We start from the raw sequence: 13,661 nt of genomic DNA, 5'->3' as shown, positions 1-13,661 counted from the left end.
TCGTTTCTCCTGGTCGCGATTTCGCAGGCGCACAACGCTTTTGCCTCTATGCGGCGTGCTCCGCGTGGGTACTTGCCGCCCGTGCTGGGAAGTGCTCGGCGTGGGGGCTCGGTCCTTCTCTTCCGGATCGGGCTTGGCCTTCCGAACTTCCGTACCACTGTTGTACACCGTGATCGCGGTCACATCAAGTGATCGGTGTCCAAATGTTGATCGACCTCTCCGGATCGGCAGGAAGCGCTGCGGGGCAGCGCATTCGGAGCTCCGATGGCCGCACTCGACGCTCTGTGCGTGTTCGGGCAGCGCGTCGTGCGGGAGTCCTCGACCTGCCGGCGGGGGGCTGGTTCGTCATGACCATCAGGGCTGCGGAGGCCGCTCGCGACGCCAGTCGGCGTCGTGGTGCGTCCGCAATTCACCGACTGCAATCTTCCTTGGGGAAATGCGATCGTAGCCGTGGCCTGTATTGCCATCGCGGGGCCCGACCGAGCAGAACGGACATTTGCGAAATGGGATTGTTGTACTTGCAAAGAATCCGAATCCGTGTGTATAGTCGTCGGTACCCGGTTCTGATACCGGCGCCTTTCAGCCCGACCCCCCGGGGCTGAAACGCGACAACCCCGGCCTCCTCCCCCCCTGGCCGGGGTTGTCTTCTATCTTGGGGTCGGCAGCCCGAGATCAGTTGTACCCCGCCCGTCTGTGACGCTGTGGATTCGATCCACAGCATGCTCGGTATCTCCACAGGTGCAGCCGACGCCGGCTGACGGTGCCTTCTCCGCGTCATCATCGACGCATGCCCGATGACCTGCTCGTTCTCGTCGACCCGGACCTGCACGACGACGTCGCGCGCTGCGCGGCGGCCGCCGGTTACCGAACAGTGTTCGGTCGGGCCGACGACTGTCGCCGGGAGTGGCTCACCACCCGGGCGGTGGTTGCCGATCCGGCCGCGATCGCGGTCCTCTCCCTCATTCATCCGCCGCGTCGCGACGGACTGATCCTGGTGAGCGCCGACGAGCCGCACACTGACACCTGGCGGCTGGCGATGGACCTCGGCGCCTCTGACGCGGCCGCGTTGCCGTCCGACGAGAGTCGCCTGGTCAGGGCGTTGACGGAAGTGCGCGTGCCACGACGCCGGCCTGCCGGTGTCGTGGCGGTCATCGGCGCGCACGGCGGTGCAGGTGCGTCGACGCTGGCCGCCGCGGTGGCTCTCACCAGCGTCGGGCGGGGAGCCCCCACCCTGCTGCTCGATCTCGACGAGGTCGCGCCGGGCGCGGACCTCCTGCTCGGGATCGAGCAGCGTCCGGGACTGCGCTGGCAGGACCTCACCCTAGACGGCGGGGTCGTCGGTGGAACGGCATTGCACCACGCCCTCCCACGTGCGGAGAGCGGTCTCGCGGTGTTGACCTCCGAGCGTCTCCCGACCCACGGACCGGGAGCGGACGCGGTTGCCGCGGTCATCGACGCAGGTCAGACCCATGGAGATCTGGTAGTGCTCGATCTTCCTCGCGCCGATACCCCCGTCGTCCGCACGGCGATCGCGTCGGCGGATCTCGTCGTGCTGGTCTCGGCGCCCTCGGTCGGTGGTTGCGCCGCGGCGCGGCGTGTCGTCGGCCGTCTCATCGGTGACGAGGTCTCCGTCGAACTGGTGATCCGAGGTCCGTCGCTGGGCGGGTTACGCCCCGCCCAGGTCGCCGACGCGATCGGTGTGCCGCTGATCGCTGCATTCCGGCCGGACCCGCGTCTTCCGGTCCGACTCGAGGGCGGACCGCTGCGCGTTCGACCCCGCAGCCCACTCGGTCGTGCCGCCCGTGCCGTCCACCTGAGGGTCGCCGGGCAGGGGAGGGCGGCGTGACACCGGAACGCACCGACGACGACCTGCTCGAACGCGTCCGGTCTCGCCTGGCCGCAGACGCCGCCGACCCGAGTCCCGCGGTCATCGCCGAGGCGATACGCGCGGAGGCCGGCGGCGTACTCGGCGACACCGACCTGCTCGCGGCACTCCGCTTCCTCCAGACCGAACTCACCGGCGCAGGCAAACTCGAGGCCCTCCTCGCTGAACCCGACATCGCGGACATCCTCGTCGCCGGACCCGACGACGTGTGGGTCGACCGTGGACGCGGACTCGAGACGACGACGATCCGTTTTCCCGACGAGGCATCGGTCCGCCGTCTGGCGGGGCGTCTCGCGTTGAGCGCCGGCCGTCGCCTCGACGACGCCCAACCGTGGGTCGACGGGCAGTTGTCGAATGTCGGCCGCCGCGGATACACGGTCCGTCTACACGCGATCATCCCGCCGCTCGCCGCCGACGGGACATGTATCTCGCTGAGGGTGTTGCGGTCGGCATCGAAGGACCTGCCGAGTCTGATCGACAGCGGCACGATCCCGGCGGAGGTGGTCGGGATGATCGGGGAGATCTTGCGTCACCGCTTCTCGTTTCTGGTCATCGGCGGTACCGGATCCGGTAAGACGACGCTGCTCAACGCCTTGATCGGCGCGATGGATCCCCGCGAGCGCGTCGTGTGTGTCGAGGACGCCCTCGAACTCGCGCCTCGGCACCCTCAAGTGGTGCGGCTGGTGGCGCGCGCGGCGAATGTCGAGGGGGTGGGTGAGGTTCCGGTGCGGGCACTCGTCCGGCAGGCGCTCCGGATGCGGCCCGACCGGATCGTCGTGGGGGAGGTGCGCGGCGGCGAGGTCATCGACCTGCTCACCGCACTCAACACCGGACACGACGGCAGCGCCGGTACGGTGCACGCGAACTCGACCTCCGAGGTACCCGCGCGGATGGAAGCGCTTGCCGCACTGGGTGGGATGGGCCGGGACGCGCTGCACAGCCAGTTGGGGGCAGCCCTGCAGATGGTGCTCGGCGTCTCGCGCAGGTCCGACGGGTCGCGCGGGCTGGTCGAGATCGGCATCGTACAGCGAGCCCCTGACGGACGGATCGACATTGTTCCGATCTGGTTGCGCGACAGCGGTTTCACCGATCATCGGTACCTCTTCGACGCGATGCTCGCGAGTCATCGCCGACTCGACGACGACAACAACCACGAGCTCGGGGACGAGTCCGCGCCGCGGCGGCTGTCGGCATGATGTCGTCGATTCCACCGCTGACCCCGCTGCTGGCCGCCCTCGGGTTCGGTGTCCTGCTGTGGTCACCACCGCCCGCTGGTCGGCGCCTGCGGGTGGTCGTCGGGCGATCCCGCGGCGCCCGGTCGTCGAACCCGGCGGTGCTGCTCACCGTGGGTGCACCGGCCGCGGTCCTGGTGGTCGGTGGGTTACCGGCCGCGGTCGCGGCTGCGATCGTGGTGGCCGTCGTGGTGTGGATTCGACGACGCCGGCTGGCGGAGAAGAAGTTCGATCGTCAACTCGACGATCTGCTGCTGGCGCTGTCTCTGATGATCTCGGAGCTCTCCGTCGGAGCACCCCCGGTCCACGCCTGCGAGGTCGCCGTCGCCGAACTGCGCCGCCGCACGGTCGGCGACCCTCGTGGCTGTTCGGAGATCGCCGACGGGCTCGAGGCGATGGCGTCTCGCGCGTCGCTCGGCGGGTCGGCGATCGAGGGAGGGGAGCCGGGGCCGGAAACGACGCCGGGTTCGGCGGTCGGTTCGGGGGCTGCGTCGTGGCGTCGGATCGGAGTCGCCTGGCAGACCGCGGAACAGTACGGCCTGCCGATGGTCGACATGCTGGCCGCGTTGCGATCCGACCTGCGGTCACGCCGGGGATTCGCCGACCGCACACGTGCGGGTTTGTCGGGACCCCGCGCGACCGCCATGGTGCTGGCCGGGCTGCCCCTGCTCGGGATCGCATTGGGTCAGGCGACCGGCGCGGGTCCGATCCAGGTGCTCCTCGGCGGTGGTCTCGGCGGCATCCTGCTGGTGGTCGGGACGGTCTTGGCCGCGGCCGGGGTCGCCTGGTCCGAACGGATCACCGGAAAGGTGCTGGCTCGGTGACCGCAGTGGCAGTAGCAGTGGCGTCGCTGGCTGCAGGGCTGATGATCTGGCCCGGACCACGCTGGAGGCTGTACCGCGTCATCGACCCACCGCCGGGCCCCGACCGCTCCCCACGATGGCTGGGTGCCGGTCCGCCGCGCGAGGACCCCTTCGCCGTGGCGTCCGCCCTCGACCTCTTCGCCGTATGCCTGCGCGCCGGTCTGCCGGTGGGAGTCGCGGCCGCCGTCGTCGCCGGTCGTGCCCCGCCGTCGCTCGCCCGGCCGCTCACGCGCGTCGCCGACCTCCTCCAGCTCGGCGCCGATCCGGACGCGGCATGGTCGGCGTTGCTCGACGCCGATCCCGCCGCGAAGGCCTCGGGTGACGACCATCTCGAAGCCCTCGCCGCCCTGGCCAGGCGATCGGCTCGAGCCGGTTCGTCGCTGGCGGGCGGACTCGCGGAACTGGCCGACGACGTTCGACGCCGCGCGCACGACGATGCTCTGGCCGCGGCGGAACGAGCGGGCGTCGCGATCAGCGGCCCGCTCGGATTGTGCTTCCTGCCGGCGTTCATCTGTCTCGGGATCGTGCCGGTGGTGGTGGGTCTGGCGTCGACGGTGCTGGGCGCGCTCTGACGTCGTCGAGCAAACCCACCATTTTTCGGCAGATCCTCTACCTCCGACGGGGGTGGATATCTCCATCTGTGGTGGGTTTGCTGAAGAGCGCTCACATCTGTCGGTGCCCGCGAGCACACTGGGGTCATGGCGGACAACGGACATCGACATCACGCGATCGACTACGTCGAGCTGACGGTCACCGACATGACGGCGGCGCGCAGGTTCTACGGCGATGCATTCGGCTGGGACTTCAACGATTACGGCCCCGGTTACGCGGGAATCGTCGGACCGGGCGGGGCCGGTTCGCCTGAGGTAGGTGGTCTCGCGCTCGGCGATTCGGCGCCCGCCCGAGGCGGCCCGCTGGTTCTTCTGTATTCCGAGGACCTCGACGCCACGTTGGAGAAGGTGCGTGCGGCGGGTGGCGAAATCGTCAACGGTCCGTACGACTTTCCGGGCGGCCGCCGTTTCCACTTCACCGACCCGAGCGGCAACGAGCTGGGTGTCTGGTCGTCGGCCTGATCGTCCGTTCGGGCGAGATGCGTTCCGCCGTCGAGCAAACCCACCATTCTCCGGCAGATCCACCACCCCCCAGGGGTCGTGAGTCGCTCCATTCGTGGTGGGTTTGCGGGAGTCGGAAATCGGTGGATCCGATTGGACGTCTGATGCGTCCAAGTAGGTGCAGGGCCGGATGGCCGCCCGACTCGACAGGAGAACTCATGAACCACAATCTTTCTCGGATCTTCGACCGTGCCGGTGCGCACGCCACGCGCCTCATCACCGACGAGGACGGCATGTCCACGGCGGAATACGCCATCGGAACGATCGCTGCAGCGGCGTTCGGAGCGATCCTTTACACGGTGATCACCGGCGACAACATCGTCAGTGCGTTGACCGGCATCATCGGGAAGGCGCTCAACACCTCGGTGGGCTGATGCGCCTGCGTGAGTCGAGGATTCGTCTGGTTCGAATCGGTCGGGACGAGTCCGGGATGGCGACCGTCGAGGCGGCGTACGCGATCGCCGCGCTCGTGGTCGCGGTGCTGCTGGCCGTCGGTGCGATCGGTGGCGTGACGGCTCAGATCCGGTGCACCGACGCCGCGCGCGAGGCAGCACGGTTGACTGCGGCAGGCGACGATTCGGCGGGTCAGGTCGCGAAGCGCATGGCGGGGGAGGGAGCGGTGGTGGCAGTTTCGGTCCAGGGTGAGCGGGTCGTCGCTCGGGTGCGCACCTCCGTGGCGTTGCTGCCCGGGCTGGTGGTGTCGGCGCAGGCCGTCGCCGCGAAGGAACCGCGGGGGGAGGATCAGGTGGTCTTCGCACCGGGCGTCGAACCATGAGAGCCGTCGGCGGGGTGGCGTCCGACGACCAGGGCAATGCGACGGTGCTGGGCGCGTTCGCGATCGCCGCTCTAGCAGCGGTTCTGATCATGGTGATCTACGTCGGTGCCGCCGTGCTCGCCCGTCACCGCGCCCAGGCGGCCGCTGACCTGTCCGCTCTGGCGGCTGCTGCTGATCACGTCGCGGGGGAGTCCGACCCGTGCGCCGCTGCCCGCACACTGGCTGCAACGCAACGTCCGCCAGCCGAGGTGGTCTCGTGCCGCATCGACGGCGAGGACGTACTGGTGTCGGTCCGTGTCCCGGTCGATCTGGGCAGGTTCGGGATGCGATCGGCCGGTGCTTCCGCGCGGGCCGGACCGGTCGGCTAGCAGCCTGGGGCTAGCTCCGACTGTCCTCGTCTACGACAATCCGCTTCGGATAGACCCGCACCGATTGCATGGGGGCGAACCATAATTGGTGGAAGTGCACATCGGTGTCGCCGCGGTAGGCGAGCTCGAAGGCATCGGTCCCGGTGTTCACGGGGATCCACGGCCGCACTGCCCGGACGAATGACGACCAGTGGATCAGTTCACCCTCGGTCAGGAACCCGCCTGCGGACGCCCAGGTTTCACCTGACTGGGCGTCGGAGGAGGCGAGATACACCTCGCCGAGTGAGGGCGTGATCCGCGGGCCGATCATCGCGGTCTGCAGATACCACTGGGCGGTGGTCACCACAGGGGTGAAGCCACCGGAGCGGGCCGCGCACCACCCGTAGTGAAGGTCGAGGGCGTCGAGTGCCGCCTCCTCGGAGAAGAACACATCGCTTTCACCGATCGAGGACGGCAGGTTGTCGGTGTTCTGGATTGGACGCGCCAGCAGGAAGAAGGCGCGCGACGGCCGGGTAACCAGCCGCCTCATTCCGATCCCCCGGTCGGATGCCTCGTCATGCATGAGCCAAGTATTGCCGAGACAACAGGTCGAGGACGGCTACTGCGCCATCTTTGTCCAGCGGATCATTACCATTGCCACACTTGGGGCTCTGCACACACGACGGGCATCCGCTCTCGCATCCGCAGCTCGCGACCGCGTCCCGGGTGGCGTTGATCCAGGTGAGGAAGGCGGAGTGCCCCCGCTCGGCAAAGCCCGCCCCACCCATGTACCCGTCGTAGACGAAGACGGTCGGCAATCCGGTGTCGGGATGGAGGTCGGTGGACACGCCGCCGATGTCCCAGCGGTCGCATGTCGCCACGAGTGGGAGCAGGCCGATGGCGGCGTGCTCGGCCGCATGCAGCGAGCCGGGGAGTCGTGTCTCGTCGATCCCGGCCTCGGCCAGCACCTCCGGCGTGAGTGTGTACATGACCGCCCGGGTGTGCAGGGTCTGCTCGGGCATGTCGAGCTCGACGGCGTCGAGCACCTCACCGGTCCGCAGCGTACGGAGGTACCCGACCACCTGATGCGTGACGTCGACCTCCACGAAGGCAACGGTCAACGGACCGAACCGTCGGCTCTCCAGGGTCGAGGTGATCGAGATGTCGGTGGTCTCGCGCGCCGACGTGGTCCAGTCGGGGTCCTCCGGATGGGCCAGGGCCAGACCGTCGTCGAGGTCGAGTTCGTCGACGAGGTATGTCTCGCCCTGATGGATGTGCACCGCCCCGGGATGCACCGTCGACATCGCTCGTCCGGTGTCGACGGTGCCCAGGACCTGCGAGGTCGTGGTGTCGACGATCAGGACCTGCCCGCCGATGCCGCCCCGGATGTCGATCTCGGCGTGCGGTTCGACGCCGGCGGCGACGTACCAGCCCGACTTGCGTTTGCGCAGCAGTCCTTCGGCCGCCAGCTCCTCGGCCACCGGCCGAGCGTCCCACGCGTCGATCTCGGTCTCCGACAATGGCTTCTCCGCGGCGGCACATAGCAGGTGCGGCCCGAGGATGTACGGGTTGGCCGGATCGGTGACGGTGGCCTCGACCGGCTTGCCGAGAAGTGAGTCGGGATGGTGCACGAGGTAGGTGTCGAGTGGATCGTCGCGGGCGACCAGCACCACCAGCGAATCCCCGGACTCGCGTTGCCGCCCGGCACGACCCGCCTGTTGCCAGAACGACGCGACCGTGCCCGGGTAGCCGCTGACGATCACCGCGTCCAATCCGCTGATGTCGACACCCAATTCGAGTGCGTTGGTGGTCGCGACACCGAGGAGGTCACCGTCGGAGATCGCCTTCTCGAGCTTGCGCCGGTCGTCGGCGAGATAGCCTGCCCGGTAGGCCCCGACCCTCGATTCGAGTTCGGGTGCACTCTGCGACAACAGGTTCCGCGCCGACAGCGCGGTGAGTTCGACGCCGCGCCGGCTGCGTGCGAAACACAGTGTCCGCGCTCCCTCGATGACGAAATCGGCCAGCAGGCGGGCAGATTCGGCACCCGCGGAGCGTCGAACCGGTGCACCGTTCTCGCCGGTGACCACCGGCAGGAAGTCGGGTTCCCACAATGCGACGGTGCGCTCACCGCGGGGCGAACTGTCCTCGGTCACGGCGACAGCGGGCTCACCGATCAAGCGGCCCAACGCCTCCGCGGGTTGTGCGACCGTCGCGCTGGCGCCGATCACCGTCGGATCGGCGCCGGCCGCGCGGGCGATCCGGAGGAGCCGTCGCATCACGAGCGCGGTGTGCGAGCCGAAGACGCCACGGTAGTGATGGCATTCGTCGACGACGATGAAACGGAGATTCCGGAAGAACTGACGCCACCGGGCGTGATGGGAGAGGATGCCGATGTGCAGCATGTCGGGGTTGGTGAAGATCCAGCGTGAGTGCACGCGCGCCCACTGCCGGATCTCGGGGTCGGTGTCCCCGTCGTAGGCGCAGGGCTGCAGGTGCCCGAACTCGGGCCGTCCGGCGATGACCGACGACACCGCCCGGATCTGGTCCGCGCCCAGTGCTTTCGTCGGAGCCAGATATAGCGCTGTCGAATTCCTGTCATTCAGCAGAGTCGAAAGAATCGGCATTTGGTAAGACAGCGATTTACCCGATGCGGTGCCGGTGCAAATGGCAACGTGATTTCCACGAAATGCTTCGTCGGCGGCTCGGGCCTGATGAGTCCAGACACGTTCGATGCCGTTCTCCGTGTAGGCGTCGAGCAGAGCTTTCGGTACCCACTCCGGCCAGTCGGCGAAAGCCGCAGGGCGCGACGGGATTACCGACAGATGGGTGAGTGGGGAATGGTCGGGGTCGGCGCCCGCGAGGGACCTCGCGAGGAGGTCTGTCCCGAATGTGGAGTACTGCATTTTATGGAGGAAACTCTTCGAATTGGTGTCGCCGCGGGAGGTCTGGGGAGGTCGGGATGTTACCGACGGATGTCGTAGTGCTGAAGTTTGGCGAGGTTTTTGCTCATCTTGGTTGATGCGACTATCGCAACTGGGCCGGACATGATTGACTGGGTGCGGCCGCAGCTTTCGCAACCCGTCGAGGCGGGCGACAAGCGTGTTGCAGCCGTGGTACTGAGGTTAGTTTGGCGGATCGAAGCAGATCTTCGCGGGGCTCTTTGAGGTATGGCGGTCAACCGGCCACGACGTGATGACCCATCGCGTCGCGACAGTTGATATGTAAAGGATTGCAAGACATGGCACAGGGAACTGTGAAGTGGTTCAACGCGGAAAAGGGCTTCGGCTTCATCGCGCCTGACGAGGGCTCCGACGACGTGTTCGTCCACTACTCCGAGATCCAGGGATCCGGTTTCCGCACCCTCGAGGAGAACCAGCGGGTGGAGTTCGAGGTCGGCCAGGGCACCAAGGGCCCCCAGGCCACCGGCGTTCGCGCGGTCTGAGACCACCTGCGCAACTGCACACGCAGATTGCCGACAACCGCTCCCGTCTCGATCAGTCGAGGCGGGAGCGGTTTGTTGTCTGGGGCCGGGTAGGGCGCTGACGCGAACCGCCGCCGGAAAGGCCGGTTTCCGAGACCCCGACCACCTAATCTCGATCTGTGGGCCAGTTGTCGTTTTTCTCCGCGGAGACCGAGGAGCCCGCGTACTCCGATCTCGCGGGTCTGCTCGCGGCGCACGGTCAGGCCGTCCGTTCGGATTCCGGTACGCGGGTCTCGATCGTCGTCCGCGATCGCTGGCGCGCGGAGCAGATCGTCGAAGAGATGCGGGCCTCCGGTCTCGAGGCCGAGGTCACCGCGTCGGACGAGGGCACTCCGCTGGCTCGCACCGCGTCGTGTCATGAGCTCGACGCGCTCCACGAGGCATGGTCGGCCGGGGCGGTCAAGGCGATGCCCGCCGGCTGGATCCCGTCGTACCGGGCGTTGCGATTGTGGGTGATCGCCTCCGGACACTCCGATGCCGGTCGCTACCAGCTCGGCCTGGACCCGCATGCTCCTGACACCCACGCGGCCCTCGCGACGGCTCTGATGAGGGTCGGAATCGCACCCACTCTGGTCGGTACCCGTGGCCATTCACCTGCACTTCGCATCGCCGGGCACCGTCGTCTCGTCCGTCTGCACGAGTACGTGGGTCCGCCGCCCAATGCCGCCGCCGTGCCGGATTGGCCACCTGCGGACATACATTAGCGATCTCGTCGACAATTCCCTGAACTGGGAAAACGCTGGCTGGAAACGCGGTATGGGTCACATCTGACGACGCGACACGGAATTCAGATGTGCAAACGGCGCTATACATAAGGTACAAACCCATCGAACACACCTGTATCGACACACAGGAAGTTCTCCACCCAGTCAACCGAAGGACGCCCCGGTGGCCGAGACCAGCACTGCATCCCGCTCCAGTGGGGGAATCCGACGACTCGTGATCGTCGAGTCCCCTACCAAGGCGCGCAAGATCGCCGGTTACCTCGGCTCCAACTACGTCGTGGAGTCGTCCCGCGGCCACATCCGCGACCTGCCGCGCGGCGCCGCCGACGTGCCCGCCAAGTACAAGGGACAGCCCTGGGCGCGCCTCGGAGTGAACGTCGACGACAACTTCGAACCGCTGTACGTCGTCTCGCCGGACAAGAAGACCACCGTCAGCGAGCTGAAGTCGCTGATGAAGGACGTCGACGAGCTCTACCTCGCCACGGACGGTGACCGTGAGGGGGAGGCCATTGCCTGGCACCTCCTCGAGACGCTCAAGCCGAAGATCCCGGTCAAGCGGATGGTGTTCCACGAGATCACCGAGCCCGCCATCCGGGCGGCCGCCGAGAATCCCCGTGACCTCGACATCGACCTGGTCGACGCCCAGGAGACCCGCCGCATCCTCGACCGCCTCTACGGCTACGAGGTGTCGCCGGTCCTGTGGAAGAAGGTCATGCCGAAGCTGTCGGCCGGCCGCGTGCAGTCCGTCGCGACGCGCATCATCGTCGAACGTGAACGTGAGCGCATGGCGTTCGTGTCCGCCGAGTACTGGGACATCTCCGCGACGATGGACGCGGGCGCCGATGCCAGCCCTTCGACGTTCAAGGCGCGACTGGTCAACGTCGACGCGGCGCGCGTCGCCACCGGCCGTGACTTCGAGGCGACCGGTGAGCTGAGGAAGTCCGACGGCGTCGTCGTCCTCGACGCCGACCGCGCCGAGAGCCTGGCGGCAGGCCTGCGCGGCGCCGCCATGACGGTGACGTCGGTCGAGGAGAAGCCCTACACGCGTCGTCCGTATGCGCCGTTCATGACGTCGACGCTGCAGCAGGAGGCCGGCCGCAAGCTGCGGTTCACCTCCGACCGCACCATGCGCATCGCGCAGCGACTGTACGAGAACGGCTTCATCACCTACATGCGTACCGACTCGACGAGCCTGAGCGAGTCGGCGATCAACGCCGCCCGTGCCCAGGCCCGTGAGCTGTACGGCGACAATTTCGTCCACCCGACGCCGCGTCAGTACACCCGCAAGGTCAAGAACGCGCAGGAGGCCCACGAGGCGATCCGTCCCGCGGGCGAGACCTTCCGTACCCCCGGACAGGTCGCCGGACAGCTCGAGGCCGACGAGTTCCGTCTCTACGAGCTCATCTGGCAGCGCACCGTCGCCTCGCAGATGGCCGACGCCAAGGGCACCACGCTGAGCCTGCGGATCGCGGGTACGGCGTCCTCCGGAGAGCGTGCGACCTTCGCCGCGTCGGGCCGCACCATCACGTTCCCCGGCTTCCTGTCGGCCTACGTCGAGACCGTCGACGAGCAGACCGGCGGCCAGGCCGACGACGCCGAGAACCGGCTGCCGCAGCTGACCGAGGGACAGTCGCTCACCGCGATCGAGCTCACCGCCGACGGCCACTCGACCAACCCGCCCGCCCGGTTCACCGAGGCGTCGCTGGTCAAGGTGCTCGAAGAGCTGGGCATCGGCCGTCCGTCGACCTATGCCTCGATCATCGGCACCATCCAGGACCGCGGCTACGTCGTGAAGAAGGGCAACGCCCTCGTCCCGTCGTGGATCGCCTTCGCGGTGGTCGGGTTGCTCGAGGCGTACTTCGAGAGCCTCGTCGACTACGACTTCACCGCGACCCTCGAGGACGACCTCGACCAGATCGCCACCGGCAACGAGAACCGCACGAAATGGCTGTCGGAGTTCTACTTCGGAGACGAGCGGTCCGGTGACGCCGAAGCACGCTCCGCGCACTCGGCCATCGCCCAGTACGGCGGACTCAAGAAGCTCGTCGGCGTCAATCTCGAGGAGATCGACGCACGACAGGTCAACTCGATCCGGCTCTTCGACGACGAGGAGGGCCGTCCGATCTACGTGCGCGTCGGCCGCTTCGGTCCGTATCTCGAGCGCGACGTCAACGCGAACAAGAAGACCGACGCCGACGCGGAACCCGATCTGCAGCGCGCCAACCTGCCCGCCGACATCACCCCCGACGAGCTGACCCTGGCCGTCGCGGAGAAGCTGTTCGCGACGCCCCAGGAGGGTCGCACACTGGGCGTCGACCCGGTGACCGGCCACGAGATCGTCGCCAAGGAGGGGCGCTTCGGCCCCTACGTGACCGAGATCCTGCCGTCCGACGAGGATGACGACGACGGCGAGGCCCCGATCACCATCCCCGCGGGCCCGACACCGCGCGACGGCGGGTCCCCCGGAGCAGGCGGCAGCGATGCCGGCGACGCCGATGTCGTCCCGCTGGACTCCCCGGGCGGCGGCACCACCACGAAGACCAAACCGGCAGCGAAGAAGGTCGCCAAGAAGGCGGCGAAGAAGGCCGGTCCCAAGCCGCGCACCGGTTCGCTGTTCAAGTCGATGGACATCTCGACGGTCACCCTCGACGAGGCGCTGAAGCTGTTGTCGCTGCCGCGGGTCGTCGGCGTCGACCCGGAGTCCGGTGACGAGATCACCGCACAGAACGGTCGCTATGGGCCGTACCTCAAGAAGGGGTCCGATTCGCGGTCTCTCGGAAGCGAGGAACAACTCTTCGAGATCACCCTCGACGAGGCGCTCAAAATCTACTCCGAGCCCAAGCGTCGTGGACGGCAGGCCGCCGCGCCGCCGCTGCGCGAGCTGGGCAAGGACGACGAGGTCAGCGGCAAGCCGATGGTCATCAAGGACGGTCGCTTCGGCCCGTACGTGACCGACGGCGAGACCAACGCCAGCCTGCGCAAGGGCGACGAGGTCGACTCGATCACGCCTGAACGTGCGATGGAGCTCCTCGCCGATCGGCGTGCCCGTGGCCCGGCCAAGAAGGCGGCGAAGAAGGCTGCCAAGAAGGCACCGGCCAAGAAGGCTGCGAAGAAGACAGCCGCCAAGAAGACCACCGCCAAGAAGACCACCGCGAAGAAGGCTGCCGCGAAGAAGACGACAGCCAAGAAGACCGCTGCCAAGAAAGCCGAGCCGTCGGAGGACTGAAGCCGGCCCCCTTGT

At 67.7% G+C, this 13,661-nt stretch carries 13 protein-coding genes; 11 read left to right on the top strand and 2 right to left on the bottom strand.

Annotated features, from left to right (window positions below; all coding sequences use genetic code 11):
- Positions 1–787: 787 nt before the first annotated feature.
- The 8 genes from ssd (at position 788) to BPODLACK_RS12390 (ending at position 6,235) form a co-directional block, all read left to right on the top strand.
- Positions 788–1,846, top strand: a complete 1,059-nt coding sequence (gene ssd, locus BPODLACK_RS12425; RefSeq protein WP_159405413.1) for a septum site-determining protein Ssd — start codon at positions 788–790, stop codon at positions 1,844–1,846.
- Positions 1,843–3,081, top strand: a complete 1,239-nt coding sequence (locus BPODLACK_RS12420; protein ID WP_159405412.1) for a TadA family conjugal transfer-associated ATPase — start codon at positions 1,843–1,845, stop codon at positions 3,079–3,081. Before ssd ends, BPODLACK_RS12420 begins: the two co-directional genes overlap by 4 nt.
- The gene (locus BPODLACK_RS12415; protein ID WP_159405411.1) at positions 3,078–3,941 is read left to right on the top strand and encodes a type II secretion system F family protein; all 864 of its coding nucleotides are present in this window, start codon (positions 3,078–3,080) and stop codon (positions 3,939–3,941) included. The genes BPODLACK_RS12420 and BPODLACK_RS12415 overlap by 4 nt, the downstream gene beginning before the upstream one ends.
- The gene (locus BPODLACK_RS12410; RefSeq protein ID WP_006435081.1) at positions 3,938–4,552 is read left to right on the top strand and encodes a type II secretion system F family protein; all 615 of its coding nucleotides are present in this window, start codon (positions 3,938–3,940) and stop codon (positions 4,550–4,552) included. The genes BPODLACK_RS12415 and BPODLACK_RS12410 overlap by 4 nt, the downstream gene beginning before the upstream one ends.
- Before the next feature lie 126 nt (positions 4,553–4,678).
- Positions 4,679–5,053, top strand: a complete 375-nt coding sequence (locus tag BPODLACK_RS12405) for a VOC family protein (protein WP_006435080.1) — start codon at positions 4,679–4,681, stop codon at positions 5,051–5,053.
- Positions 5,054–5,250: 197 nt separating this feature from the next.
- Entirely contained in the window at positions 5,251–5,466 is a 216-nt protein-coding gene (locus BPODLACK_RS12400; protein WP_006435079.1) for a DUF4244 domain-containing protein, read from the top strand.
- Entirely contained in the window at positions 5,466–5,867 is a 402-nt protein-coding gene (locus BPODLACK_RS12395; protein ID WP_006435078.1) for a TadE family type IV pilus minor pilin, read from the top strand. Before BPODLACK_RS12400 ends, BPODLACK_RS12395 begins: the two co-directional genes overlap by 1 nt.
- Complete coding sequence (locus BPODLACK_RS12390) at positions 5,864–6,235, top strand: Rv3654c family TadE-like protein (protein WP_006435077.1); 372 nt, start codon at positions 5,864–5,866, stop codon at positions 6,233–6,235. The genes BPODLACK_RS12395 and BPODLACK_RS12390 overlap by 4 nt, the downstream gene beginning before the upstream one ends.
- 10 nt (positions 6,236–6,245) lie before the next feature.
- Here BPODLACK_RS12390 and BPODLACK_RS12385 read toward each other — a convergent pair whose 3' ends face one another.
- Together BPODLACK_RS12385 and BPODLACK_RS12380 are read right to left on the bottom strand one after the other, a co-directional pair.
- Complete coding sequence (locus BPODLACK_RS12385) at positions 6,246–6,797, bottom strand: hypothetical protein (RefSeq protein ID WP_006435076.1); 552 nt, start codon at positions 6,795–6,797, stop codon at positions 6,246–6,248.
- Complete coding sequence (locus BPODLACK_RS12380) at positions 6,790–9,117, bottom strand: DEAD/DEAH box helicase (protein WP_006435075.1); 2,328 nt, start codon at positions 9,115–9,117, stop codon at positions 6,790–6,792. Before BPODLACK_RS12380 ends, BPODLACK_RS12385 begins: the two co-directional genes overlap by 8 nt.
- Positions 9,118–9,452: 335 nt before the next feature.
- Between BPODLACK_RS12380 and BPODLACK_RS12375 the strand changes: the two genes are divergently transcribed.
- From BPODLACK_RS12375 to topA, 3 genes are all read left to right on the top strand, one after another.
- A complete protein-coding gene (locus tag BPODLACK_RS12375) occupies positions 9,453–9,656 on the top strand; it encodes a cold-shock protein (RefSeq protein WP_004022110.1) in 204 nt (67 codons plus the stop codon).
- Positions 9,657–9,814: 158 nt separating this feature from the next.
- Positions 9,815–10,399 (top strand): hypothetical protein, encoded by a 585-nt coding sequence (locus BPODLACK_RS12370; protein WP_006435074.1) that lies wholly within the window; start codon positions 9,815–9,817, stop codon positions 10,397–10,399.
- Between the two features lie 184 nt (positions 10,400–10,583).
- Positions 10,584–13,646 carry a type I DNA topoisomerase gene (topA, locus tag BPODLACK_RS12365; RefSeq protein WP_159405410.1) on the top strand — a complete coding sequence of 1,021 codons (3,063 nt, stop codon included), beginning with the start codon at positions 10,584–10,586 and terminating at the stop codon, positions 13,644–13,646.
- The last annotated feature ends 15 nt before the right edge of the window (positions 13,647–13,661 follow it).

This window comes from Gordonia sp. YY1, from assembly GCF_009872315.1.
GTDB lineage: Bacteria > Actinomycetota > Actinomycetes > Mycobacteriales > Mycobacteriaceae > Gordonia > Gordonia amicalis.
This window is presented reverse-complemented; position numbering and strand designations above follow the sequence as displayed.